The organism is Arthrobacter sp. NPDC058097, from assembly GCF_042884885.1.
Lineage (GTDB): Bacteria > Actinomycetota > Actinomycetes > Actinomycetales > Micrococcaceae > Arthrobacter.
In genome coordinates, this window is the sequence record NZ_JBHVSZ010000002.1 from 292710 (window position 1) to 317652 (window position 24943).

Consider the following 24943-nt stretch of genomic DNA (forward strand, 5'->3'; position numbering starts at 1 on the left):
TCACTCCATTCCTGGTAAGTCAATAGCCTTTGTGAAAATATTCACTAGGGCTTACATAGGAAAGGGGCCCTGCAGGGCCCCCTTGGTCATCTGGATCAAGCGTTTCATGTTAACGCTGTGTAAACAAGGGGTAGGGGGCCACGAAATACCCTAGAAACGTGAGCGATGCATCACATCAGCGGGCTACCCCGCCGTGTGTCGACTATGTCGGGTAGTGTGCCAGTGTGTCAAGACCCCCAAAAGACCCGTCCGGCCCGTCCGATGATGCTGGAAACACCGGTACTCCGGAGGACCGGGACATAGCAGGAGCAGTTTCTTCCGGGCCCGACCGTCCCCGCGCCGTCGCCGTGATCTCCGGGATAGTGGCAGCTGAAGCCACGGCCCTGCTCGCCGCAGCAGGCTGGTACGGATTCCAACTGGCCAGCGGTGCGCCTGTCATGTCGTTTTGGGGTGCTGTTTTCACCCTCGGCCTGCTGCTGGCGTTCGCGGCTTGGCTGTATGCCGTTGCCGTGTTTCTGTTCCGTGGTTTCCGCTGGCCGAGGGCGGGGGCGCTGGTGGCCCAGCTATTCGTGCTGACCATTGGCTTCCCCACGCTGACCGGCGGACTCCCGCTGGCCGGCGCCGCGATGCTGATCCCCGCCGCCACGGCCATCGTTCTGCTGTTCGACAAACGCGTGATTCGCTTCGCCTCCCGCGCCGCTTCCGATCCGCCGGCACTCTAGAGCCCCCTGACATCATCGGCCGCTGCCAGCTGGACGGGCATTGCAGCGCCGTCGGCCACGAGCAGTGCGCGTCCCGGCGGGGGATGGGAGTCCGGCTCAATCCGCAGGCCGAAGATGTCGCCGTCAAGCGGACTGCGGGGCGCAATGAGGAAGCCCCTGCCGCCACTGCGGGCTGCCAGCGCGAGGGGGACCCGCTGCATCAGCGACTGGCTGAACGCGGCTGAGAAAATTACCGCCCAGCCCCGGCTGTTCAGCTCCACCAGGTGCTGTTGGGAGGAGGCCGGCAGCATGTCGGCGTCATCTACCAGGAGGATGGCGTCCCCCGGCAGACGGCCTTCCACGGCATCGCGGTGGATATTGGTCCAGAAGTCTCCAGGACTCGCCACCGGACCGGGGCGCAGCCACCCGGACACCAACGGGTTCAGCGCCGGCAGGGAGGCCAGGAAGGATGACTTGCCCGAACCGGCGCTGCCCAGCACGGCGAGGACAGCGCCCTGCGGCAGGCGCACGTCGGCAGGGGCGGGTTCGTCCCCTCCCACGCCGACCACCAGGCGCCGGACGGCCGGACGAACCGGCTGGGCTGCCCCCTCGGTTCCGCGCATCCGGGACAGCACATCCGCCACAGAGAGCCGCGCCGGAAGGGGATCCACCCGGAAGGGCTTGACCCGCACCGGACCCTGCATCGGGTTGCTGAGAATCGTGCTCCTGCCGCATCCGGCACGTCCACGTCCCGGGGCATAGAGCTGGCAGACCGCCTGGCGCCCGGCCGACAGAGCACCCCATGCGACGGCGCGGCCCGGGACCGCCGGAACCGCGGGCATCGTGGGCCATACCAGCCTGCTTTCGGCGCTGGCGCCCCGCGGGCAGTAGATGCGGTTGGGGATGGCCGGAAAGAACCGGGACGTCACGAGTTCGCGGTCGCCGGAGACCACTACGGTGATTCCGGCAGGGCGGCCGTCCCGGACGATGTCCTGGAGATGGTCTTCGGCGCGGGTGAGAGGGCCGGCGCGGAGGGCGGACAGCCAGGAGCCCCAGCCTGAAATGACCAGCACCAGTGGTGGACCGGAGGCCGCCGGGAGCCGGTTGAGACGCTGGGACATTTCTGCCGCAAGGCGTTCCAGGAGACGCACGCCGCGGCGGACGTCGTGGAGGTTCACAAAGGAACCGGTGCGTTGCGCGCCGGCCAGGCCCGTCAGGGACCCGTCCGCATCGAGGACATAGAAGTGGCATTCCGTGGGATGGGACAGGAGCTGATGCATGGCCGTCGACATGGCGTGGGCTGCGTCACGGGATCCGGCGCCGATCACCGCCAGATGCCCCTCAGCGCCGGGCCGCCACGTGAGAGCGGCGAGCCGTTGCTCCTCGGGCAGGTCCAGGAGGCCCAGCCCTACAGCCCAGTCTCCGTCCGCTCCCGACATGCTGTCGGCAGGGGCAGCGCCTGCCGGAACGGTGCCTTCCGGGGCACGGCCATCTGCGGTGAGTGCGGCCACGTCCGCTGGGCCGGCCAGCATGTCCGGCAGCGGCGGCGCCACTGGACGGCGGGCCGGGGAACCGCCCATCCCGGTCCACAGGGAGGTGGCCAGCTCCACCACTGGCCTGGCAGCGTCCGACGGGGTTTCCGGTGGAGTACGGGTGCCGTAGACGGAAGGCTGCATCGCCAGGGCCGCCGTGGTCTCAAGCACCCTGACGCGGCAAGACGCAGAGTCCTCGTCGGTAGCGGGGCCAATTGATGCCGACTGGAACTCCTCGGCAGCTTCGCCGCCCCTGGCCAGGTAGGCGCGGCCGGGCAGGTTGACGGGTATCGCCGCGGCCGCATTGGTGCCGACCACATCGGTTGATTCGTGCGCGGACTGCACCCGGAGGGCGATGCTCGTTGTGACGTTCGCGCGGATGTCCGCCGTGAGGGCCCCCTGCGGGCGCTGGGTGGCCATGATCAGGTGGATGCCCAGCGACCGGCCTATGGCCGCAATCCTCATCAGCTCGGTCAGGGTCGCGGGGGCTTCCTCGACGAGCATCCGGAACTCGTCGATGATGAGGACCAGTTGGGGGAGCGGCGGACCGCCGGAGGGCAAGACACGATAGGCGGCCAGATCCGGGGCGTGTGCTGCGGCCAGCAGTTGCTCACGCCTGCGGACCTCCGCCCGCAGTGACACAATCGTGCGCTCGAGCTGGCTGCCGGCAAGGTCAGTCAGCATGCCGACGCAGTGCGGGAGGTCGGTCAGCGGACCGAGTCCGGAACCGCCCTTAAAGTCGAAGAAGAGGACATTGACGCGGTCCGGCGGATAGCACAGCGCGAGCCCGGCGGTCATGGTGCGGAGCAGCTCGGACTTCCCGGAACCCGTGGTGCCCGCAACGAGGACGTGGGGGCCGTCTGCTTCAAGGTCGAGGACGCGCACGCCCCTGGCCGTGCGGCCCAGGGGAACTGTGAGTCCCGGCTCCAGCCGGCCTGCCGCCCAGCGTTTGGCCGTTGCAACTGCCGACTGGTCGAGGAGATCGCCGAGCCCGCAGCGGGCAGGCACGGTTTGCGAGTCGGCCGGCACGCCAGGGAGGGACTGCCGGTACGCCCGGCAGTACCGGTCGAAAACACCGGACGGCACCAGGTCTGCCACGAAGCGGTGAGGTGCATCGTGGGTCCGAAGCACGGCGCCGCGCTCGCCGAGCTCAATGTCGGTTTCCGCCGGCTGCTGTCGCCGGCCCGCCAGATGGATTACCCGCCAGCCCAGCCGGCGCGCGGCTGCGATGATGCCGGCCTCGGGTGTGCCGTCTGCTGTTCCGGCGAATCCTGTTTCGTGGGATCCTGTGCCGCCGAACAGCAACAGGACACGGGACACTTCCTTCCATCCGGACCTGTCCGTCAGGGCCGCCATGGTGTCCGGAATCCGTGAATGGAGTGAAACGCCGGGAAGGAACCGCGCCGCGAGCGGCAGGGCGGAAGCCGGCCCGTGGACCGCGATCCGGGTACCCCTGGCCAGCGGATACCCGGTCAGCTGCATGAGGAACGAGTGGACCAGGCCCAGAACTTCCGCTTCCGGACCCCGGACGGAAACGACCGCGTGGCCCGGGTCAAGGAGCAGCGGCACTGCCCCGAGCCGAGGGGGTCTGAAGCCCGGCTGATCCGGTTCGAGGCGTATGTTGGCCGGTTGATCGGCCAGGCCGAGACGGAGCCAGACGCCGGGCCCAGGCCTCGGCCCGGGAATTTCCGTGGACACCCACGGGCTCCGGCCGGTGCCGGCGGGGCTCCCCCCGGGAAATGCGGCGCCCAGCGCAAGGACGGCAGCGGACGGTGCCGACCGCCGTCGTCGATCCAGGTCCTGCTCAGCTGCCGCCGCGACTGCCGAGCTTAATTCACGGCGCTGCCGGGAGCCCGACGCCACGGGGACAAGGAGTGTCACTGCCGAGACCGCTGTGAAGGCCAGAAACATCCACGACCCCGTCGCCAGCGCCAGCCCCACCCCCATGAGCACGGGGAGAATAGCCCCAAGAATCAGCACGGACCGGCCCGCCGGCGCGGCCGGGCGCCGCACGGTCAGCGGCTCCGCCACGGGGCTCCCGGCAAATCCCAGGTCAGCATCGCCTGCCTCTGCCGGCGTAGCCAGCACGACCGACATGGAGGAGTTGCCGCAGCGGATGCGGGAACCGATGGCGACGGGCGTTTTGGATACCCGTTTGCCGTCCACCTCGGTTCCGTTGATGCTGCCGAGGTCCACAAGGGTCAGGGCCGTGTCCGAAACCTCAATTCTGGCGTGCTCGCGGGAGAGATCCGCATCGGGAATGGTCAGCTCGACGTTGGTCCGGCCGATCCGGTAGGTTCCCCGGCGCAGCGGAAGAACAGTCCCTGCCGCGGGGCCGCTGTCCACTGCGAGGACCACGGCCGCCGGCGGCCCGGCGGCAGCTCCGGGCCCGGAGCCGGCGCCGCCGGCGTGGCCGTCCACCAGGACAGCCCCGTTGACCAGGGGCGGCCTGCCGAGCGTCAGCCCCCTGAGCGGCAGGCCGGCAACAGTCAGGCCGCGCGTCCCGAAACTGCGCCGAAGCTCTTCCTCCAGGTCTGCCCCAGGGCAGCCGTCCGGGGCCGCCACCGTCAGCTCGACCGGACCGGCAGGAGAACCGGACCCGGCCGAAACGGCCCCGGGCGCGCGGACCAGCGTGCACTGCAGCTGCACCGGCGACCTCCGTACTTCGGGAAAACCTGGGCACCACGCTAGTGACGCCGCGGCCGGAACGGATGCGTGAATTCGTCCATGTGGATAACCCGGGCGGGCTCTCCGGAGCGCCGGGGAGTGCGACGCCCGCGCGCTCGCGGAATCGGCGTAAGGTCCGGTCAGCGGATAGTGTTAAGCAAAACCGGGTGTGGCAGCGTGGCTGCCGCCTGCCAGTCCTGAGAGAAAAGGCTTCTGACTCGTGAAGATTGCTGTAATTGCGTTGGGAAAAATCGGACTGCCGCTGGCTGTCCAGTTTGCTTCCAAGGGCCATGACGTCGTCGGCGTCGACGTGAACCAGCAGGTCGTGGAGCTTATCAACGCGGGGACCGAGCCGTTTCCGGGCGAGGCCCACCTGCAGGAGAAACTTTCCGAGCTGGTGCCGGCGGGCAAGCTGCGCGCCACCACGGACTATGCCGAGGCTGTTCCCGGCGCCGACGCCGTCGTACTGGTTGTCCCGCTGTTCGTGGACGCCGACGCGAAGCCTGATTTCGGCTGGATGGACGGCGCCACCGCCGAGCTGGCCAAGCACCTGACCCCGGGCACCCTGGTGTCCTATGAAACGACCCTGCCGGTGGGAACCACGCGCACGCGCTGGAAGCCCGCCCTCGAGGCAGGCTCCGGGCTGGTTGAAGGCCAGGACTTCCACCTCGTCTTCTCCCCGGAACGCGTACTGACCGGGCGGGTCTTCGAGGACCTGCGCAAGTACCCCAAGCTGGTGGGCGGCCTGTCCGAGGCCGGCGCGGCCAAGGCCGTCGAGTTCTACGAAGCCGTGCTGGACTTCGACGAGCGTGCCGACCTTCGCCGGCCGAACGGCGTGTGGGACCTGGGATCCGCCGAGGCATCCGAGCTGGCCAAGCTCGCTGAGACCACATACCGCGACGTAAACATCGGGTTGGCCAACCAGTTCGCCCGGTTCGCCGGAACCGCGGGCATTGACATCTACCAGGTCATCGAGGCCTCCAACTCCCAGCCCTACAGCCACATCCACCAGCCCGGCATCGCCGTCGGCGGCCACTGCATCCCGGTGTACCCGCGCCTGTACCTCTGGAACGACCCCGAGGCGACGGTGGTCCGGGCCGCCCGTGCCGCCAACGCGGACATGCCGGACTACACGGTGGGCCTGCTCGAAGGTGCCTACGGCGACCTCACCGATGCCCGCGTGGTGGTGCTGGGCGCCGCCTACCGCGGCGGTGTGAAGGAGACGGCGTTCTCCGGCGTTTTCGACGCCGTCACCAGCCTCGAAAAGCGCGGCGCCGTGGTGACCGTCCACGATCCGCTCTACACGGACGCCGAACTCGAGAAGCTCGGCTTCACCGCGTACCACGTGGGCGAGCCCGTTGACGCAGCCGTCGTCCAGGCCGACCACGCCGAATACCGTACGCTGTCCCCGGCTGACCTGCCCGGCATCAAGGCCTTCATCGACGGCCGCCGGGTGAGCTCCGCCGACCAGTGGGACGGCGTCGTTTACCGCGTTATCGGCAAGGCCTGAGAGCGCTTCGCGGCAGCCTTTACCGCTGCGGCCAGGCCGCAGCGGCACTTCTGAGAGGAACCTAAGTATGACGACGACCATTGCTCCAAGCGCCGACGTTTCGGACCAGGCCATCCTCGGCGAGGGAACGAAGATCTGGCACCTGGCCCAGGTGCGCGAACAGGCGAACCTCGGCGCAAACTGCATCGTGGGACGCGGCGCCTACGTCGGCACCGGCGTGCAGATCGGCGAGAACACGAAGATCCAGAACTACGCCCTGGTGTACGAGCCGGCCAAGCTCGGCAAGGGTGTCTTTATCGGTCCGGCCGTGGTCCTGACCAACGACACCTACCCGCGGTCGGTCAGCCCCGACGGATCCCTCAAGAGCGCCCACGACTGGACCCCGGTGGGCGTGACCATCGAAGACGGCGCATCCATCGGTGCCCGCGCCGTGTGCGTTGCCCCGCTGACGGTGGGGCGCTGGGCCACGGTTGCGGCTGGCGCCGTCGTCACCAAGGATGTGCCGGCCTTTGCCCTGGTGGCCGGTGTCCCCGCCAAGCGGCTTGGCTGGGTGGGCAAGGCCGGCGAGCCGCTGCGCCAGGAGGGCGGCTTCTGGGTCTGCCCCGCCACCGGCGCCAAATACATTGAAGACGGAAATTCCCTGAAAGAGTCTGAGGAGAACGCATGAGCTACGACTTTATCCCCGCTGCGAAGCCGATCATCGGCGACGACGAGCGGGCCGCCGTCGACGCCGTTCTGGCCACCGGAATGCTGGCCCAGGGCCAGCAGGTCGCCGAATTCGAGAAGGAATTCTCCGAGGTTCTACTCGACGGCCGCTCCTCCGTGGCCGTGAACTCCGGCACGTCGGGCCTGCATCTGGGGCTCCTGGCCGCCGGCGTGAAGGCAGGCGACGAAGTCATCGTTCCCTCGTTCACCTTTGCCGCCACCGGCAACTCCGTGGCGCTGGCCGGGGCCACCCCGGTGTTTGCCGACATCGAACTGGACCACTACACCCTGGATGTGGACCACGTCGCCTCGCTGATCACGGACAAGACCAAGGGCATCATGCCGGTGCACCTGTACGGCCACCCGTTCGACGTCGAGGGTCTCGGAAAGCTCGCCGCAGAGCGCGGGATCGACCTGTACGAGGACGCCGCCCAGGCCCACGGGGCCAGCTTCAACGGCCAGAAGGTCGGAACGTTCGGCAAGTTCGCCATGTTCAGCCTGTACCCCACGAAGAACATGACCTCCGGTGAGGGCGGCATGGTCTCCACCCCCGACGCCGGTGTGGAGCGGAACCTGCGCCTGCTGCGGAACCAGGGCATGGAAAAGCAGTACGAAAACGAACTCGTGGGCTTCAACGCCCGGATGACGGATCTGCACGCCTCCATCGGCCGGGTCCAGCTCAAGAAGGTCCTCGGCTGGACCGAGCAGCGCCAGCAGAACGCCGCCTTCCTGACCGCCAACCTCCAGGGCGTCGGCACGCCGAAGGTTGCCGAGGGCGCGTCCCACGTCTACCACCAGTACACGATCCGTGTGCCCGAGGACCGTGACGGACTGGCCAAGGCACTCCGCGAGGAATACAACATCGGCACCGGCGTGTACTACCCGGTTCCGAACCACCGCCTGCCCTCGTTCAACCGCACTGAGGACCTGCCGAACACGGAAACCGCTGCCAAGGAAGTCCTCTCCCTGCCGGTGCACCCGTCCCTGAGCCAGAACGACCTGGACCGCATCGTCACTGCGGTCAACAAGCTCGTCCAGGCAGGTGCCTGATGGCTAACCTGCGCGTCGGCCTTATCGGCCTGGGCATGATGGGCCGCCACCACGCGCGCGTGGTGCGGGAACTCGACGGCGTCGACCTGGTCGCCGTCGCCGACTCCTACGGCGACCCGCACGGCGTTGCCGGCCAGCTGGACGTCCTGTCGAACGTGGACGAGCTCATTGCCGCCGGGATCGACATGGCAGTGGTGGCTGTGCCCACCGGACTGCACGAGGAAGTCGGACTCGCCCTGGCCGACGCCGGCGTCCACACCCTGGTGGAGAAGCCGATCGCCTCCAGCGCGGAGGCCGGCCAGCGCCTCGTCGACGCCTTCGAAGCCAAGGGGCTCGTCGGCGCCGTCGGCCACATCGAACGGTTCAACCCGGCACTGCAGTCGCTGCGCAAGCGGATCGAAGCGGGCGAGCTCGGCGACGTCTACCAGATCGCCACCCGCCGCCAGGGCCCCTTCCCGGCCCGGATCGCCGACGTCGGCGTGGTCAAGGACCTCGGAACACACGATATCGACCTGACCGCATGGCTGGCACAGAGCCGTTTCGAGTCGATCTTCGCCCGCACCACCACCCGCAGCGGCCGCCCGCACGAGGACATGGTCGCCGCGACAGGACAGCTCGGCAACGGTGTCATCACCAACCACCTGGTCAACTGGCTCTCGCCGATGAAGGAACGCCTCACCATCGTCACCGGTGAAAAGGGCGCCTTCGTGGCAGACACCATCACGGCCGACCTGACGTTCTTCGAGAACGGCACCGTCGCCACCGAATGGGAGTCCATGGCCGCGTTCCGGGGCGTTTCCGAAGGCAACGTCACCCGGCTCGCCATCCCCAAGCCGGAACCGCTGCGCACCGAACACGAAGCGTTCCGCGATGCCGTTCTCGGACTGCGCAGCGACGTCGTCACCATGCGCGAAGGCCTGGACACCCTCCGTGTGGCCGAAGCCGTGCTGGAGTCCGCCACCAACCGGCAGATCGTGAAGATTGCTGCTTCGTGAGTGAAAACCGACCTGTCAGGGTCACCGTAGCAACACGGCTCTTCACGCCGGAAGTGGGCGCGGCCTCGTTCCGGCTGAAAGCCCTCGTGGACGGTCTGGCGGCCAAGGGTGCCGACGTTAGCGTCGTCACCACCAGGCCGCCCAAGGGATCGCCGGCGTTCAAGCCCCGGTACAAGGTCTCCCGGTGGCCCGTTCTGCGGGACGCCGGGGGAAACGTGCGCGGCTACGTGCAGTACATGAGCTTTGATGTGCCTGCCTTCTTTCGGCTGCTGTTTTCGCCGGCGGACGTCGTCGTGTCAGAGCCGCCGCCCACCACCGGCGTGGTGGTGGCGCTGACATCGGCGCTGCGGTGCAGGCCGTTTGTCTACTATGCCGCGGACATCTGGACCGAAGCGTTGTCCGCCACGGACGTTCCCGCCGTCGTCATCCGGGTCATGCGGGCCGCCGAGGGGTTTGCGCTGCGCAGGGCGGCCAGGGTCATCGCCATTTCGGACGCCGTGGCACAGAAGGTCGAGCAGTTCGGCGTTCCGCGGAACCGCATCACCGTGGTCGGCAACGGTATTGACACCTCGGTCTTCGGGCCCGAGGGGGAGACCGCCGGGTCAGACGGACCGTACTTCGTGTACACCGGAACCATGTCCGAGTGGCAGGGTGCCGACATCTTCATCCGCGCCCTCCCTGCCGTGCTTGCCGAGCACCCCGGTGCCAGCATCAGGTTCTTCGGCCAGGGCGCCGACGAGCCCCACCTCAGGGAGCTTGCAGAGGTAACAGCGCCCGGCCGCGTGACGTTCGGCGGCGTCATTCCGCCCGCCGACGCGGCCCGCTGGATCCGGGGAGCCGCCGCGGCCCTGGTCAGCATCAAACCGGGCCAGGGCTACGACTTTGCCAAGCCCACCAAGATTTATGCCGCCGCGGGCTGCGGGACGCCCGTGGTCTTCGCCGGAACGGGGGAGGGCGCGGCGCTCGTGTCCGGCAACGGACTCGGCGAAGCGGCCAACTACGACGTGGACAGCGTCGCAGCAGCGATGTGCCGGGTGGCGGCCGGTGAAAAAACCGGCGGCAACGCGGACGGCCGGGACGCCAGGGCAGGCTGGGTATTGCAGCATGCGTCGCTGGCAACGTCAGGGCAGCATGCCGCCGCTGAAGTGCTCGCCGCCGTTCCGTCGAAGGCATAGTTTGCGGCATGCGCCGGCCGCCCCGGAATAGGGGACGCTTTTTAACTTCGGGTAGTCTAGACCCGGCAGATAGGGCTGCTGAACCCTGCCACCAAAACACACAGGAGAGTTGTGAACGCTGATCTCGTCGTAGTCGGTTCGGGTTTTTTTGGCCTGACAATCGCGGAACGCGCCGCCACGGAGCTGGGGCTGAAGGTCGCCGTCCTGGACCGCCGCCACCACATCGGCGGCAACGCGTACAGCGAAAATGAGGCCAAGACCGGCATCGAGGTCCACCGGTACGGTGCCCACCTCTTCCACACCTCCAACGAGCGGGTTTGGGAGTACGTCAACCGCTTCACGGCGTTCACGAACTACCAGCACAAGGTCTACACCAGCCACAAGGGCGAGGTGTACTCCATGCCCATCAACCTGGGCACCATCAACCAGTTCTTCCGGTCCTCCATGGGCCCCGGCGAGGCACGCGCCCTCATCCAGGAGCAGGCCGGCGAACTCGCCGGCACCGATCCGCAGAACCTCAACGACAAAGGCATCCAGCTGATCGGCCGGCCCCTGTACGAGGCGTTCATCAAGTACTACACGGGCAAGCAGTGGCAGACCGACCCCAAGGATCTGCCGGCGGAAATCATTTCCCGGCTTCCGGTCCGCTACAACTACGACAACCGCTACTTCAACGACACGTACGAAGGCCTGCCGGTTGACGGATACACCGCGTGGATCGAGCGGATGGCCGACCACCCGAACATCGAGGTCCACCTCAACACCGACTTCTTCGACGGCGGCGAATACGGCCGGGACGCCGTGCGCGGCCAGGTGCCGGTCATCTACACCGGCCCCGTCGACCGCTACTTCGACTACGCCGAGGGCGACCTGTCCTGGCGCACGATCGACCTCGAGGAAGAAGTCCTTCCGATTGAGGACTTCCAGGGCTGCTCGGTCATGAACTACCCGGACGAGGAAGTCCCGTACACCCGGATCCACGAGTTCCGGCACTTCCACCCCGAGCGTGACTACACGAAGGACGCCACGGTCATCATGCGGGAGTTCTCCCGCTTTGCCGAAAAGGGCGACGAGCCTTACTACCCGGTGAACACCGCCGTCGACCGCGAGAAGCTCCTGGCCTACCGCGACCTCGCCCGCGGCGAGGATTCCGTGCTGTTCGGCGGCCGGCTGGGAACCTACAAATACCTCGACATGCACATGGCCATCGGATCGGCCCTGAGCATGTTTGACAACAAGATCAAGCCGCACTTCAGCGGCGGTGCGAAGCTGGAAAGCGGAGGAGTAGACGCATGAGCGTAGCGACGGAGTTCCGGCAGGGAACCGAACCGGGCACTGACGGGACCGTGTGGAAGACAGTCCACCGCGTGGTTTTCCCGGTCGACGGCGATACCGACACACTCCCGCTGTATGTCGACTTCGACGCCGCCCGCCGTGTGGTGGAGTCGCAGGACACCAGCAGCAAGCGCAGCGCAGCCTCTCCGCTGGTGTCCCAGCGCAGTGAGATGCGTTCGGACTTCATCCTCGGGCGCCGCGAACTGTCGCTGCCCGCGCACCGCCGCGTTTCCTTCGGAACGTACTTCAACGCGTTCCCGGCCAGCTACTGGCGTGCCCACACCGACGTGCAGCAGGTCCGCCTGAGCATTGAGGTGGACGCCGAGGCGACAGTCATCGTCTACAAGTCCAGCCCCCGCGGCAGCTCGAACCGGGTCCAGAGCCTCCACGTCACGGGCGGCACCACGGCCACCTGCGACCTCTCACTCACCACGTTCGCCGACGGCGGCTGGTACTGGTTCGACCTCGTCGCCCACGGCGCCGATGTAAGGCTGAAGCAGGCCGACTGGTCTGTTCCCCAGCCCGAGGGCTTCACCCCCGGGTCGCTGTCCATTGCGGTCACCACGTTCAACCGGCCGGACTACTGCGTCAAGCACCTGCGGACCTTTGCCGAGTCCGAGGATCTGCTGGCGGTCATGGACCGGCTCATCGTCACGGACCAGGGCAACCAGAAGGTCCGCGACGAGCCCGGGTTCGACGAAGCCGCGGCTGTACTCGGCGACAAGTTCAAGCTCGTCGAGCAGGGCAACCTCGGCGGATCCGGCGGCTTTGCCCGGGGCATGCACGAGGCAGTCGAGGGCGGCGAGAGCAAGTACGTCATGCTCCTTGACGACGACGTCGTCGTGGAGACCGAAGGCGTCCTCCGTGCGGTCAACTTCGCCGACTTCACCCGCAGCGCCACCATCGTCGGCGGCCACATGTTCAACCTCTTTGAACGCTCCGTGATCCACAACTTCGGCGAAGGCATCAACGAGTACCGGTTCCAGTACCAGCCCATCGGCGAGGGGCAGAGCGCCCACGACTTTGCCTCCAGCAACCTGCGCACCACCCCGTGGATGCACCGCCGGATCGACGTTGACTACAACGGCTGGTGGATGTGCCTGATCCCGACGTCGATCATCCGGGAGATCGGGCTGGCCCTGCCCGTCTTCATCAAGTGGGACGACGTCGAGTACGGCATCCGTGCCAAGGCAAACGGCTACACGACGGTGAGCCTGCCCGGCGCCGCTGTCTGGCACATGCCCTGGACCGAAAAAGACGACACCATCGACTGGCAGGCCTACTTCCACCAGCGGAACCGGTGGGTGGCGGCAATGCTGTACTCGCAGTACGAAAAGGGCGGCCGTCTGCCCATCGAGAGCTTCCTCCAGGACGTCCGGCACCTGCTTTCACTCCAGTACTCGGCCGTGGAACTGAGGAACCGGGCCCTCAAGGACCTGCTGGACGGGCCCTCGCACCTGCACCGGACCATAGGCGGCAAGCTCCCCGAGATCCGCAAGGTCCGTTCGGAGTTCCCGGATGCCCAGGTCAGCAAGGACATCACCGAGTTCCCCGCCGTCAAGCGGCTGCACCTGCCGAAGTTCGGCATGGTCCCCACCCGCCCCAAGAACTTCGCGCAGACCCTGTCCAGTGCGCTGTCCGGCGCGATCCGCCAGCTCCGCCCCGTGGACCCGGCCGCGGCAGAGCATCCCGAGGCAGTGGTACCGGCGGCGGATGCCCGCTGGTGGCGCCTTTCGCACCTGGATTCAGCGCTGGTGTCGGCTTCCGACGGTACGGGCGCGTCCTGGTACCGCCGCGACAATGTCCGGTTCCGCAAGGAGCTGCTGCGCAGCCTTGCCCTGCACACCCGTGTGCTGGCCCGGTGGGACGAGCTCTCCGCGTCCTACAAGAAGGAACTGCCCAATTTCACGTCTCCGGATGCCTGGCGCAAGACCTTCGCGGCCAACTCCGGCTCCGAGGCTGAGCAGCAGAAGCCCGGTCAGTGACAAACGGACGCACCTCTCCTACCCAACAGGACTCCGGCCGGGCACTGGTGGCGCCGGGGACCGGGAACGGGCTCGTTGACGTGTTCCGTTCCCGGTTCCTCCTGAAGCTCCTTGTCCGCAAGGAGCTCAGGATCAGGTACCGGGGCTCGGTCCTCGGACTGCTGTGGACTTACGTTAAGCCCGGGGTCCAGTTCATTGCCTTCTACATTGCCCTGGGTGTTTTCCTGGGACTGGAGCAAAGCCCGACCAACAGGGGAGGACTGCCCAACTACGCGGTCTACCTGTTTTCCGGGATCATCCTGGTCAACTTCTTCACGGAGTCCCTGAGCACGGCCACACGGTCGATCGTCAACAACAGCGGGCTGATCAACAAGATCTACCTGCCGAGGGAACTGTTCCCGGTGTCCTCGGTGTGGGTCTCGGCGGTCCATTTCTTTCCGCAGCTGTTCGTCCTGGTGGTGGCCTGTCTCTTCACCGGCTGGCGTCCGGGCCCGCTGGAGGCGGTCACCGCTGTCGCCGGCTTTGTCATGATTGCGCTGCTTGCCACCGGTCTGGGCCTCTTCTTCGGCTCGGTCAACGTGTACTTCCGCGATTCAGAGAACCTGGTCGACCTGATTTTGCTGATTGCCACCTGGGTGGCCCCGGTCCTGTACTCCTGGCGGATGGTCCTGAACAAGGCGGGCGAAACGTGGTTCGCGGTTTACCAGCTCAACCCGATCACGATCGCGGTGGAGTGTTTCCACCATGCCTTCTGGCTGCCCACGACGGCAGGGGCAGAGGGAAGCCCGCCGAATCTGGTCACCGTGTGGGTTCCCGTGGGACTGCTGGTCTCGCTTGCCATCCTTTTCCTCGGCCAGTGGACTTTCCGGCGGCTCGAGGGCCGCTTCGCACAGGAGCTGTGAGTCTTGACCACCGCAATTGAAATCCGCAACATCAACAAGCAGTTCGTCCTGCGGCACACCCGGTCACTCAAGGAAGCCCTCGTGTGGCTCCTGCGGGGCCGCAAAGGTGACCTGTCGAAGAAGTTCCATGCCCTCCGGGACCTGTCCCTCGACGTCGAACACGGCGAAACGGTGGCCCTGCTGGGACTGAACGGCTCCGGGAAGTCAACGCTGCTCAAGCACATCTCCGGCGTCATGCTCCCCGATTCCGGCACGGTACGCACCGGCGGCCGCGTTGCCGGCCTGATTGAAGTTGGCGCCGGGTTCCACCCTGACCTTTCGGGGCGGGACAACGTCTTCCTGAACGGCGCGATCCTCGGGATGACCGAGGCCCAGATCAAGGAAAAGTTCGACTCCATCGTCGAGTTTGCCGAGATCGGCGAGTTCATCGACACCGAGGTCAAGTTCTATTCCTCGGGAATGTACCTCCGGCTGGCGTTTTCGGTGGCGGTCCACACGGACCCCGACGTCTTCCTGGTCGATGAAATCCTCGCCGTGGGTGACGAGCCGTTCCAAAAGAAGTGCCTCGCCAAGATCAAGGAACTCGCCGCTGCCGGCAAGACGCTGGTGGTGGTGAGCCACGACCTCGATCTGGTGGCCCATGTCTGCGACCGCGGAGTGCTTCTGGAACACGGGCGGGTCATCATGGACGGCCCGGTGGCCGATGTGATCGGCCGGCTCCGCGGCCACTAGAGTCCCGCAACACCTGCACTGCCCTAAGCTTCAACTGCTGCCGTAAGCTTCACCGCTGCCACGGTCTTGCCGAACGCGGCCCGACCTGTAATCACCCTTGGAGGAAATTTGTCCTGGCTGACTTCGCTGCCGGCCCTGCTGGTGGCCGTGGCAGTGGTGCTCCTTCCCGGCGCCGCGCTTGCCTGGTCCCTGGGTTTCCGGCGCACCAGCCTGCTCGGACTGGCGCCTGTGCTGTCGCTGTCCATTGCGGGGGTCGGCGCCGTGCTGGCGCCGTTCGTCCATGTGGAGTGGGGGATCGGCGTCGTGCTCGTGACCGCTGCCCTGGCGTCCGCGGCCGCGTGGGCCGTGACGCGGCGGCCGTGGCAGCGTCCGGCGCCGACGGCCGTGGGGCAGGCAGTGCAGCAGGGCGACGGCTGGCCGACCCTGGCCGCCGGTGCCATCGGCGTTGCCGTCGGTGCCCTGCTAATCGCCCGCCGGGTCATCCAGCTGGTGGGCGAGCCGGACAACATCTCCCAGCGCTACGACAACGTCTTTCACCTGAACGCCGTCCGCTTCATCCTTGACACAGGTAACGCGTCCACCCTGAACCTCGGCAGCATGGCCGGCGGCACCGGGGGTCTGTCCTCCGTGTACCCTGCCGTGTGGCATTCGCTGGCCGCCCTCGTTTCGCAGCTGACCGGTGCGTCTGTTCCGGTGTCAGTCAACGTCATCAACCTCGTTGCCTCGGCAGTGATCTGGCCGATTTCCGTGGTGTTCCTGACCCGCGTTGTCATCGGCCCGCGCCCGGTCGGCCTGATGGCGGCAGGAGTACTGTCGGCGGGCTTCCTCGCCTTCCCCTACCTGCTGCTGGTGTGGGGCCCCCTGTTCCCCAACCTCCTCTCCGTCAGCGCCCTGCCCGCCGGCGTCGCCGCGGTAATTTTCGTCTGCAGGCTGTCGCCGACACTGCGTGAACCTCCGCTGCGGGCCTGGCTTGTCCTGCTGGTGGCAGTTCCCGGACTGGCCCTGTCCCACATGAGCGCTGTCAACGCGCTTCTTGCCTTCAGCATTCCGGTGGTCCTGGCCCGGCTCTTCCTTTACGTCAGGGAGATGATCCGTACCAAGGCTTCGGCGCGGAAATTTGCCCTGGTGGCGGTGGCCTCGGTGGCGGGCGCGGTTGCCGTTGTGATCGCATGGCAGAAGCTCCGTCCGGCGCCATACAACGGCTGGACGCCGCACCAAACCGTGCCCGGTGCCATCGGCGAAGTGATAGCCAACGGGCCCATGAAGACGGACGCCACGCTCCTCATCTCGGTGCTGGCCCTGATCGGCGTGGCCAGGATCGTCCGCCGGCGCACACAGCTCTGGCTGCTCGGCTGCTACCTGGTCGCAGGGTTCCTGTACGTTGTCGACGCCGGATTCGCGGCCGGCTGGGCCCGTGCGTTCTTCACGGGCACGTGGTACCAGGACACGTACCGGCTCGCGGCCTACCTTCCGATCTTTGCGGTGGTGTTGGCAGCACTTGGCGTGCTGGCCACGGCCGACACCATCAAGGCAGCCGCCGGTGTCCTGGCGCTGAAAGTGCCGCGGGCGGGGGTGCGTCTGCGCGGCATTGCGGGCTTCGCCGCGATCGTGGCCGTCTGCCTCGGTCTTGGCTGGGCCACGCAGGCAGGGCCGGTCCGGGGATACGTCGCCTCCAGCCAGTACTTCTTCGAACGGGATACGAAGGACTCGATTGTCTCCTCCGACGAGTATGCCCTGTTGGCCCGCCTCGGTTCGGAAGTTCCGGAGGATGCGGTCATCGCGGTGAACCCGTGGAACGGCGGGGCACTTGCCTACGCTTTTTCGGACCGCAAGGTACTGGAATTCCACATGGGCCAGCGGGAGACCAAGAGCATGCGGGTCGTGGCGGAGTCGCTCGCGAAGGCGGACACTTCACCCACAGTTTGTGACGCCGTGCGGGAAACCAGGGTGTCCTATGCCCTGGACTTCGGGACGCAGTATCTCCTCAACCACCCGGAGAGCAGGACGTATCCTGGCCTGCAGAACCTCGCGTCCTCTGGCGCTGTGAAGCTCGTGGACCAGCAAGGGAACGCGAAGCTGTTCAAAGTGGTGGCTTGCGGCTAGCGGCAGGCACCAAGCAAAAGACCTCCGGAACAGGCACCCCGCAGGGTGCACGTTCCGGAGGTCTTTTGCTTGAGGCTGGTTGTCAGCTTCCGAAGGCCTCAATCAACGCTGCCACCGTGCGTTCGGCGGCGTGGCCGTCGCCGTAGGGGGTGGCATCCGTGGCCGCCGGGGCCGGACGCTGCACCGTGTCGGCCAGGACGCTCAGGTCCTTGCTCACCAGCACGTTCCAGCCGAGTTCCACGGTCTCCACCCATTCGGTTTCGGGGCGGATCGTCGTGCACGGGGTGCGGAGCAGGAAGGCTTCCTTCTGCAGTCCGCCGGAGTCCGTGATGACGCCGGCGCTGTTCCGTACGGCGTGGACCAGCTGCGGGTAGGCGAGAGGCGATGCAACGCGCACCGCTCCCTGCTCCAGCTCAATGCCGTGCTTGGCCGCAAGGTTAACGAGCCGGGGGTGGGCCAGCAGGAAGACCGGCTTCTCCAGGCTGGCCAGGGACCCGACGATGGCGGAGAGGCGTTCCGGGGAGTCGGTGTTGTCCGGCCGGTGGATGGTGCAGACGTAGTATTCGCCCGGAGCCGCGTCGACCGGGAGGGGCTGGTCGCCGCCGTCGAGCATGTCGCGGACCTTGAAGAGGACGTCGGTCATGACGTCGCCCACCAGGACGGTCCGCTCCGCAAGGCCCTCGGTGGCGAGGTGCTTGACGGCCACCTCGGTGGGGGCCAGCAGGAGGTCGGCGCTGTGGTCGGTCAGGACGCGGTTGTGCTCTTCGGGCATCCGGCGGTTGAAGGACCGCAGGCCTGCCTCGAGGTGCGCGACGGGGATGTGCATCTTGATGGCGGCGATGGCCGCGGCGAGGGTGGAGTTGGTGTCGCCGTAAACGAGGACGCAGTCAGGGGCCGACTGTTCCAGGATTTCTTCGAGCCCGTGCAGCATGGCACCGGTCTGGGCTCCGTGCTTGCCCGAGCCCACACCAAGGTTGAAGTCCGGTGCGGGGATGCCGAGGTCGCGGAAGAACACATCGCTCATGAGCTCGTCATAGTGCTGGCCCGTGTGGGCGATCAGGTGTTCTGCCTGGCCCTCCATGGCTGCCGCGATCGGCGCAAGTTTCACAAACTGGGGACGTGCGCCAACGACGCTGAGAATTCGCATGGGCTCCAGTTTAGTTGCAGCCAGCGCAGATTTCCGCCCGGGGAGGCCTGCACACCGTCAGGACCGGGAAAAGACGCCGGCCCGGGCACGCAGCCGTTCCGTCAGGTAGTGCCGCAGCACCGAGTCCCGGGACAGGATCGCCGTCGGGCTCGCGGGGACGAGGTCCCCCAGGCGGCCCGCGTTGCGGTGGCGTCCGACGGCGGTGCGCAGCGACCGGACGTCGGCCGCCGCCGCGGCTGCCTGGGCCAGTTCCGCATCCCGGCGGCTCAGTTCCGGCAGGCTGCCGCCGGCAAAGGCATACAGCCGGGAGGAGATATCGGCCCAGTACGCACGCTCCGCCTCGTTCCACAGGGCATCGTCTGGCACGCCGGAGGCGCCGGCACGGCGCAGCAGCGCGCCGATGCCGTGGACGCGCAGGACCTTCAGCGCCACGGCGCGCCGCTCAGCGAGGGGGGCTTGACGCAGCCATTCCGACGCGAGCAGCCGTTCCAGCCATTTGAATTCGTCCGCCAGGCGGCTGAGGGAGCTGGTGACACGGCCGGCACCGGAATCGTCGGTCTGGTGATAGGCGGGGGCGCCGTAGGGGTAGCAGACCGGGCCGGAGCGGAACCAGAGCTTCAGGGTTGCCTCGATGTCCTCGCCGGTCCGCAGCCCCTCCGCATAGCGGAAGCCGACGTCGGTGAGGGCGGAACGCCGGAGCAGCCCGTACGGCACGCTCCGGTAGGCGAGGCCGTCCTTGAGGGGGTCCAGGACGGCCGGCTTCGAGGGCCGGATGCGGGGTGCCGGCAGGATGGTTCCCTCAGGCGTGCGCAGCGGAGCGATGACCACCGAAGCGCCGGCAGGCTGGACGGCCTTCCACCACGCGGCCAGTGACCCGGCTTCCAGATGGTCATCCGAGTCAAGGAAGCTCAGGAACGTTGCCGTGCTTGCGTCCAGCGCACGGTTGCGGGGTCCGGCGGGGGACGGGACGCCGTCGTCGCACGTCAGCCAGGTGACGCCGTCGAACCCGGAGCCGGCTCCGGAGCCCCCGCTGACCGCGGCGGCTGCGGCGCCGAGATTGTGCAGCACCACTGTGACCCGGAGCTCAACACCCAGCCGGGACAGCTCGGCGCCCTGCGCCAGGGCGGAGCTGACAGCGCGTTTGAAGGGTCGTTCTACATCATGGACGGGAATGACCACTTCGATGCTCTGGCTCATGGGGTGTGCGTGCTCCTCGGCAAGGTTTGATTGGACCCGCGATAACCTTACTGGGTGGACAACAAAACACAGGACTCCGTGCTGCTCGACGTGGTGATTGCCGTGCACACCCCGGACCGGCCGGTGGGGCGCGCTGTTGCATCCCTGCTGGAGGGCGGCCTGGCAGCGGAGGCCGGAGCGCCGCGGCGCCTGCGGATCAACGTTGTCTGCCACAACACGGATGTGGAACCAATCCGGGACCGCGTGGCTCCCGAGCACCGGGAACTGGTCCGCTTCTTGCACTATGTGGACGGCATCAAGAGCCCGGCGGGTCCTTTCAACCACGGCATTGCCGAAGCCACCGGCACCTGGGTGGCCATCATGGGCAGCGATGATTCGATCGAACCCGGCGCCCTGGCGCAGTGGGTGGAGGCTGCCGAACGGGACGGATCCGACGTCCTGATCGCCCCGATGGCGCATGCCGGGGGTGGCCCGATCCGCACCCCGGTGGTCCGGCGTACCCGGCGCGGCCACCTGGACCCGGTCGCCGACCGCCTGACCTACCGGACCGCGCCGCTGGGGCTCATGCGGCTCTCACTCGTCCGGCGGCTCGGCCTCACGTTTCCGCCGCGCTACGCCACGGGGGAGGACCAGTCCTTTTCCGCGGGGCTCTGGTTCTCCGGTGCGACAATCAGCTACGGCCGAGGCCTGCCCCGCTACCTGGTGCATGCCGACGCAGCCGTCCGGGTGACCCACACTCCGCGGCCGATCACGGAAGACCTGGCCTTCGCCACCGACCTCGTGCTGTCTGACTGGTTTGCGGAGCTTCCGCAGCGCGCCAGGGAAGCGATCGTTACCAAGATCATCCGTGTGCATGTCTTTGGGCATGTCCTGCTGCGCGCGGAAGCCGGAACCTGGGACCGCGACGACGCGCGGGAGATGGCCCAGGAGCTGCGGAAGCTGCTGTTCGCGGCTCCGCGAGCGGCCCGTCCGCTCTCGCTGGCGGACAGAAAACTGCTCGACGCCGTTGCACGCGAGGAATCGGACGTGGAAGTGATGAAGTCGCTGGCCCAGGCCCGGCGCCGCTTTGTCAGCCCGCAGACGTGGGTGCCCCGCGACGTCACCAGGGTGCTGCATCCGGAAGCCCCCTTCCGCTTCATGAGCGCCTCGGCCCTCGTGTAGGGCCGCCCGCCCGCTTAGATTTCCAGACACGCCAAAGGAACACATGAAGATCCTGGTAGTTGCCACGTGGTATCCCCATGACGAGAACCCCACCGAGGCACCCTTCAACGCCGAACACGTGGAGGCGGTCCGCGGCCGGGGCCACGACGTGCGGGTGGTCCATGTGCGGCTCGGAACCGCGCTCGGCATGCCGGGGAAATCATCAGGCCTGTGGGAGGGAACTCCGGTGCGGCGCATTGCTGCCGACCCCAAACGCCCCTTCACGCTCGTGCAGGCGGCACGGACGCTGGCGCGGGAAATGGCCTGGGCGGACGCCGTCCACACCATGGCGTTCTCCTCCATCCTCGTCACGATGCTGCCCTGGGCGGCGCGGACCCTTGCCGGCAGGGGTCCGGCGTGGGTCCATACGGAACACTGGAACGGCGTGGTCAACCCGGCGAGTGTTTCACCCTTATGGGAAAAGCTGGCCGGAATCCGGGCGGTTCTGCGGCTGCCCCATGTGGTCACCGGCGTGACCGGACAGCTGGCCGCGGAGATGCAGCGCTTTGCCCGGCCTGGCGCCGCAATGGTGGTGCCGTGCGTGGTCAAGGGGCGGGGCGCCGTCGTCCCTGCGTCTTTCGGGAATCCGCTCCGGCTGGCCGCCGTCGGGGGACTGGTGGCCAGGAAGCGCCCGCTGGAAGCGGTGGATACAATCGCCTGGCTGAGGGACCACGGCGCCGGGGCCCATCTGACCTGGGTGGGGGACGGGCCGCTGCGGGCGGCGGTTGAGTCCCGTGTTGCGGAACTGGGCCTGGGAGACCACGTCACGCTGGCCGGGTCGGTCCGCCCTGCCGAGGTGGCCAGACATCTGTCGGCAGCCGACCTTTTCTTCCTTCCCACGGCCCAGGAGAACTTCTTCACGTCCGCGGCCGAGTCCCTGGCTGCCGGCCGCGCCGTGGTGGCGACCCGGGTGGGAGGCTTCAGCGACTACGCCGATGCCGGCAACAGCAGGCTGGTGGAGGACGTGACGCCGGAATCGCTGGGACGGGCGGTGCTGGACGCCAGGGACGCGTTCAAGGACGTGCCCGCGGAGGACATCGCGCGCCCCATCCGGGAGAGGTTCTCACCGGAAGCCGTGGGTGAGCTGTTCGACCGGGCCTACACGGCAGCGCTGGCACGTGCCTGAAAACCCATTGTCTACAACTAAACGTTAGGGAAATTCTTGAGGTCCGAACCAAGGGTTCTTCAGTTCAACGACTGTGCCTTCGTGGCCCGCAACATGGTCCGGGCAGCGGCGAGGGCCGGCATCGAGTGGGCCTACCTGCCGCCGGAGCAGGTCCGGCCCATGACCGCTGCTCCAAAGAACCCGTTCCTTGCCCGTGCGCGGTTCGTGCCCTTCGTTGCGCGCCGGGCGCTCCGGCTCCGCGCGGCCGACGTCGTTCATGTCCACTACGGAACGAGCGCCCGGCTACTCCGGGAGCGCGGTATGCCGCAGCGGCCGTACGCGCTCACGCTGCACGGGACGGATATCCGCAAGCAGTGGAAGGATCCGCAGTTCCACGGCGAGATCCAGCAGGCGATCGACGGGGCCGCCCACGTTTTCTTCGCGAATAACGACACCGCGGAGAACGCCCTCCGTGCCCGTCCCGATGCCGAGTTCCTGCCTGCCCTCGTGGACGCCGCTGCACTGCCCTCGTGGCACCCGGGCGGGCGGCCGTCGATACTTTTCGTCTCGCGGTGGGATGACGACAAGGGCGTGGAGCGGCAGCTGGAGCTGGCGCGGAAGCTCAGCGCCGCCGTCGGAAACCGGGCAGAAATCCTCGGCCTGAACTGGGGGCCCGGCGCCGACGCCGCGCGCCGGAACGGGGTGACCCTGCTGGAACGGATGCCTCAGGATGACTTCCACCGGATCATGGCCCAGGCACATCTGACCATTGGCCAGGCCACCAACAACTTCGCCACCAGCGAGTTCGAGGCCCTCTGCATGGGTGCCCCGCTCGCCGCCCTGGGCTCCCGGCTTCCACGGCCCGACGACGGGACCACACCGCCCGTGCTCGAGGGAACCGAAGAGGACGTGGTGGAGCAGATTGAGGCGGCCCTGGATGACCCCGTTGCTGTTACCAAACGGCTGGGCGGCCGCGACTGGGCGCTGCCCCGCTACGACGCGGCAGCCTTTGTACCGCGACTGACCACGCTGTATGCCAGGATCGCGGCCGGCCGCGGCTAACGGCCGGCGCGACCGCTAGCTGTTGGCTGCGGTTGCTCCGGCGGGCGAGTGCAGCCCGGCAAGGGCCGCCTGCTGGGCAAAGTCCGGGTTCGCGCGGACAACCTCATCGAACGTGCCCTGGGCGAGGATGGTGCCTTCCTTCATGAAGCACACCTGATCGTTGTTGCGGATAGTCGACAGCCGGTGCGCCACGGAGATGACGGTGATTTCGCCGTGCAGTTCACTGATGGCCTGGGCTACGGCCGCCTCGGTGGCGGTGTCGAGTGCGCTCGTCGCCTCGTCCAGCACCAGAACAAGTGGATCCATGTACAGGGCGCGGGCTATGCCGAGGCGCTGGCGCTGGCCGCCCGACAGGGCAAGGCCGCGTTCGCCGACCCGGCCGTTGATGCCGTCCTTGCGGGACTCGATGGTTTCCAGGAGCTGGGCGCGCTGCAATGCGGTGCGGACGCGGTCCTCGTCGATGTCGCTGCCCCATGTCAGGGCGACGTTCTGGGCCACGGTGCCGTCGAAAATCGCGACTTCCTGTGGCACATAGCCAACGCGTTTGCGCCAGTCTGCCAGTACATCCTCGAGCGGAACGCCGTCGAGGGCCATGGTTCCGGCGGAAGGTGTCAGCAGGCCGAGGAAGATATCGATCAGCGTTGACTTGCCAGCACCCGACTGTCCCACCACGCCAATGGAAGAGCCCATGGGCAGCTGCAGGTTTATGTTCCGGACGGCGGGCTGGCCGGCGCCCGGGTACGTGAATTCGACGTCCTTGAGTTCCAGTATCTTTGGCTCGTGCCGGATAGGGGTCTTTCCCAGTTTTTCCGCGTGCTTGCGGAATTCGGCGGCATCCTTGATGTCGCCCATCACGGTTTCTGTGTATGGAAGAGTGGACTGAACCACAGTCAGCTGGGACTGCATGGCGGTAAGGGCAGGAACCATCTTGAAGCCGGCCAGGCCGAAAATCGCCACGGATGACATCGCAGTCTCGATGCCGCCGATCAGGTAGCCGACAGTGCCGATCAGCAGGAAGCCGCCAATGAGCGCCATATCAATGACGAACTTCGGCACCGCGCCCATGAATCGGATATTCGAACGGGACCGTGCGGCCGTTTCACGGCTTTGCATGACGATGCCGCCAACCTCGTCCGCCTTGTCCCGGAGCGTGATCTCCTTCAGCGCTGCAAGCATTTCAGACACCAAGGTGGACATGCGCATGGCAGCGTCGCGGTTCACCTTGCCGGCCTCGTAGGACTTTTTGGAAAGCCAGAGGTAGAGGAATGCAGCGATTGCGCCGAGGTAGACAAGCGTGGCCACTGCGGTCTGCCACGACGCGCCAATCAGGACGACCAGTACCGAAACAAAGGTCAGTGCCATTGCAGGCAACGTGACAGCCGGGAGAAGCACGCCCGATACCGTGTTGGCAATACCGACGTCGATCATCCGCACCAGCTCGGCTGTGGAACGCTTCATACGTTCGGTCCACGGAGCCCGGATGTAGCTCTGGAACAGCACCGTGCCGATCTCGAGCTCGTAGTCGGCGAACTTCCTGGTGGAGACCCATTGCAGCCAGATGTTCAGGACCGACTTCAGGATCATCACCATGGCGGACCCGACGAGCAACAGCAGCCCAAACTCCTGGCTCATGGATCCGAACAAGGGCAGGCTCATTTCCCCACCCTTGAGAATCTGGTTAAGCACGAGTGCGAAAACGCCGAGAGCGGCTGCGTCGAGCAAAGCCAGAACAGCTGACAGGACGCCGAAGAGCAGCAGGAATCTCCGCGCATTCATCGGCAGAAGTGGCAGCAATTCGCGCATGGTGCGGCGCAGTTGTCTCAAGAAATACTCCAGAACG

Annotated in this window: 18 protein-coding genes; 14 read left to right on the forward strand and 4 right to left on the reverse strand. The window is 67.0% G+C overall.

The window, feature by feature from the left end:
* Nucleotides 1-224: 224 nt before the first annotated feature.
* Complete coding sequence (locus tag ACFVTE_RS05255; RefSeq protein ID WP_387097819.1) at nt 225-722, forward strand: hypothetical protein; 498 nt, start codon at nt 225-227, stop codon at nt 720-722.
* Here ACFVTE_RS05255 and ACFVTE_RS05260 read toward each other — a convergent pair.
* A complete protein-coding gene (locus ACFVTE_RS05260; RefSeq protein WP_387097822.1) occupies nt 719-4882 on the reverse strand; it encodes an FtsK/SpoIIIE domain-containing protein in 4164 nt (1387 codons plus the stop codon). The two genes, ACFVTE_RS05255 and ACFVTE_RS05260, sit on opposite strands and share 4 nt — an antisense overlap.
* A gap of 238 nt (nt 4883-5120) precedes the next feature.
* Here ACFVTE_RS05260 and ACFVTE_RS05265 point away from each other — a divergent pair, with 238 nt between their 5' ends.
* From ACFVTE_RS05265 to ACFVTE_RS05310, 10 genes are all read left to right on the forward strand, one after another.
* Entirely contained in the window at nt 5121-6410 is a 1290-nt protein-coding gene (locus ACFVTE_RS05265; protein WP_387097825.1) for a nucleotide sugar dehydrogenase, read from the forward strand.
* A gap of 67 nt (nt 6411-6477) precedes the next feature.
* On the forward strand, nt 6478-7077 hold the full coding sequence (locus ACFVTE_RS05270; protein WP_387097828.1) for an acyltransferase: 600 nt from the start codon (nt 6478-6480) through the stop codon (nt 7075-7077).
* On the forward strand, nt 7074-8165 hold the full coding sequence (locus ACFVTE_RS05275) for a DegT/DnrJ/EryC1/StrS family aminotransferase (RefSeq protein ID WP_331575918.1): 1092 nt from the start codon (nt 7074-7076) through the stop codon (nt 8163-8165). Before ACFVTE_RS05270 ends, ACFVTE_RS05275 begins: the two co-directional genes overlap by 4 nt.
* Nucleotides 8165-9160: a Gfo/Idh/MocA family oxidoreductase gene (locus ACFVTE_RS05280; protein WP_387097832.1), complete on the forward strand. Its 996-nt coding sequence runs from the start codon at nt 8165-8167 to the stop codon at nt 9158-9160. The genes ACFVTE_RS05275 and ACFVTE_RS05280 overlap by 1 nt, the downstream gene beginning before the upstream one ends.
* Complete coding sequence (locus ACFVTE_RS05285) at nt 9157-10335, forward strand: glycosyltransferase family 4 protein (protein WP_387097835.1); 1179 nt, start codon at nt 9157-9159, stop codon at nt 10333-10335. Before ACFVTE_RS05280 ends, ACFVTE_RS05285 begins: the two co-directional genes overlap by 4 nt.
* A 111-nt stretch (nt 10336-10446) precedes the next feature.
* Nucleotides 10447-11631, forward strand: a complete 1185-nt coding sequence (glf, locus tag ACFVTE_RS05290; protein WP_387097838.1) for a UDP-galactopyranose mutase — start codon at nt 10447-10449, stop codon at nt 11629-11631.
* Nucleotides 11628-13655 carry a glycosyltransferase gene (locus tag ACFVTE_RS05295; protein WP_387097842.1) on the forward strand — a complete coding sequence of 676 codons (2028 nt, stop codon included), beginning with the start codon at nt 11628-11630 and terminating at the stop codon, nt 13653-13655. The genes glf and ACFVTE_RS05295 overlap by 4 nt, the downstream gene beginning before the upstream one ends.
* A complete protein-coding gene (locus tag ACFVTE_RS05300) occupies nt 13652-14557 on the forward strand; it encodes an ABC transporter permease (RefSeq protein WP_387097845.1) in 906 nt (301 codons plus the stop codon). Before ACFVTE_RS05295 ends, ACFVTE_RS05300 begins: the two co-directional genes overlap by 4 nt.
* A 3-nt stretch (nt 14558-14560) precedes the next feature.
* Nucleotides 14561-15289, forward strand: coding sequence for an ABC transporter ATP-binding protein (locus tag ACFVTE_RS05305; protein WP_387097848.1), 729 nt, complete (start codon nt 14561-14563; stop codon nt 15287-15289).
* Between the two features lie 108 nt (nt 15290-15397).
* Nucleotides 15398-17392 carry a DUF6541 family protein gene (locus ACFVTE_RS05310; protein WP_387097851.1) on the forward strand — a complete coding sequence of 665 codons (1995 nt, stop codon included), beginning with the start codon at nt 15398-15400 and terminating at the stop codon, nt 17390-17392.
* An 82-nt stretch (nt 17393-17474) separates the two neighbouring features.
* On the opposite strand, the gene wecB is transcribed toward ACFVTE_RS05310, so the two are convergent.
* Both wecB and ACFVTE_RS05320 read right to left on the reverse strand, forming a co-directional pair.
* Nucleotides 17475-18539 carry a non-hydrolyzing UDP-N-acetylglucosamine 2-epimerase gene (gene wecB, locus ACFVTE_RS05315; RefSeq protein ID WP_387097854.1) on the reverse strand — a complete coding sequence of 355 codons (1065 nt, stop codon included), beginning with the start codon at nt 18537-18539 and terminating at the stop codon, nt 17475-17477.
* 57 nt (nt 18540-18596) lie between these two features.
* A complete protein-coding gene (locus ACFVTE_RS05320; protein WP_387097857.1) occupies nt 18597-19736 on the reverse strand; it encodes a hypothetical protein in 1140 nt (379 codons plus the stop codon).
* A 54-nt stretch (nt 19737-19790) separates the two neighbouring features.
* On the opposite strand from ACFVTE_RS05320, the gene ACFVTE_RS05325 reads away from it, so the two are divergent.
* From ACFVTE_RS05325 to ACFVTE_RS05335, 3 genes are read left to right on the forward strand one after another with little or no spacing between them, the layout of a single operon-like run.
* On the forward strand, nt 19791-20897 hold the full coding sequence (locus tag ACFVTE_RS05325; RefSeq protein WP_387097860.1) for a glycosyltransferase: 1107 nt from the start codon (nt 19791-19793) through the stop codon (nt 20895-20897).
* A 43-nt stretch (nt 20898-20940) separates the two neighbouring features.
* Nucleotides 20941-22062 (forward strand): glycosyltransferase, encoded by a 1122-nt coding sequence (locus ACFVTE_RS05330; RefSeq protein ID WP_387097863.1) that lies wholly within the window; start codon nt 20941-20943, stop codon nt 22060-22062.
* Between the two features lie 36 nt (nt 22063-22098).
* On the forward strand, nt 22099-23103 hold the full coding sequence (locus tag ACFVTE_RS05335) for a hypothetical protein (protein WP_387097866.1): 1005 nt from the start codon (nt 22099-22101) through the stop codon (nt 23101-23103).
* Nucleotides 23104-23118: 15 nt separating this feature from the next.
* Here the strand turns inward: ACFVTE_RS05335 and ACFVTE_RS05340 are convergent, their stop codons facing one another.
* Nucleotides 23119-24927 carry an ABC transporter ATP-binding protein gene (locus ACFVTE_RS05340; protein WP_387097868.1) on the reverse strand — a complete coding sequence of 603 codons (1809 nt, stop codon included), beginning with the start codon at nt 24925-24927 and terminating at the stop codon, nt 23119-23121.
* Nucleotides 24928-24943: the final 16 nt, after the last annotated feature.

Bases quoted from the DNA above. Each gene is read 5' to 3' on its own strand.
- wecB (WP_387097854.1), bottom strand. From the start codon at position 18,539: ATGCGAATTCTCAGCGTCGTTGGCGCACGTCCCCAGTTTGTGAAACTT.
- ACFVTE_RS05295 (WP_387097842.1), top strand. From the start codon at position 11,628: ATGAGCGTAGCGACGGAGTTCCGGCAGGGAACCGAACCGGGCACTGAC.
- ACFVTE_RS05275 (WP_331575918.1), top strand. From the start codon at position 7,074: ATGAGCTACGACTTTATCCCCGCTGCGAAGCCGATCATCGGCGACGAC.
- ACFVTE_RS05280 (WP_387097832.1), top strand. From the start codon at position 8,165: ATGGCTAACCTGCGCGTCGGCCTTATCGGCCTGGGCATGATGGGCCGC.
- ACFVTE_RS05320 (WP_387097857.1), bottom strand. From the start codon at position 19,736: ATGAGCCAGAGCATCGAAGTGGTCATTCCCGTCCATGATGTAGAACGA.
- ACFVTE_RS05330 (WP_387097863.1), top strand. From the start codon at position 20,941: ATGAAGATCCTGGTAGTTGCCACGTGGTATCCCCATGACGAGAACCCC.
- ACFVTE_RS05270 (WP_387097828.1), top strand. From the start codon at position 6,478: ATGACGACGACCATTGCTCCAAGCGCCGACGTTTCGGACCAGGCCATC.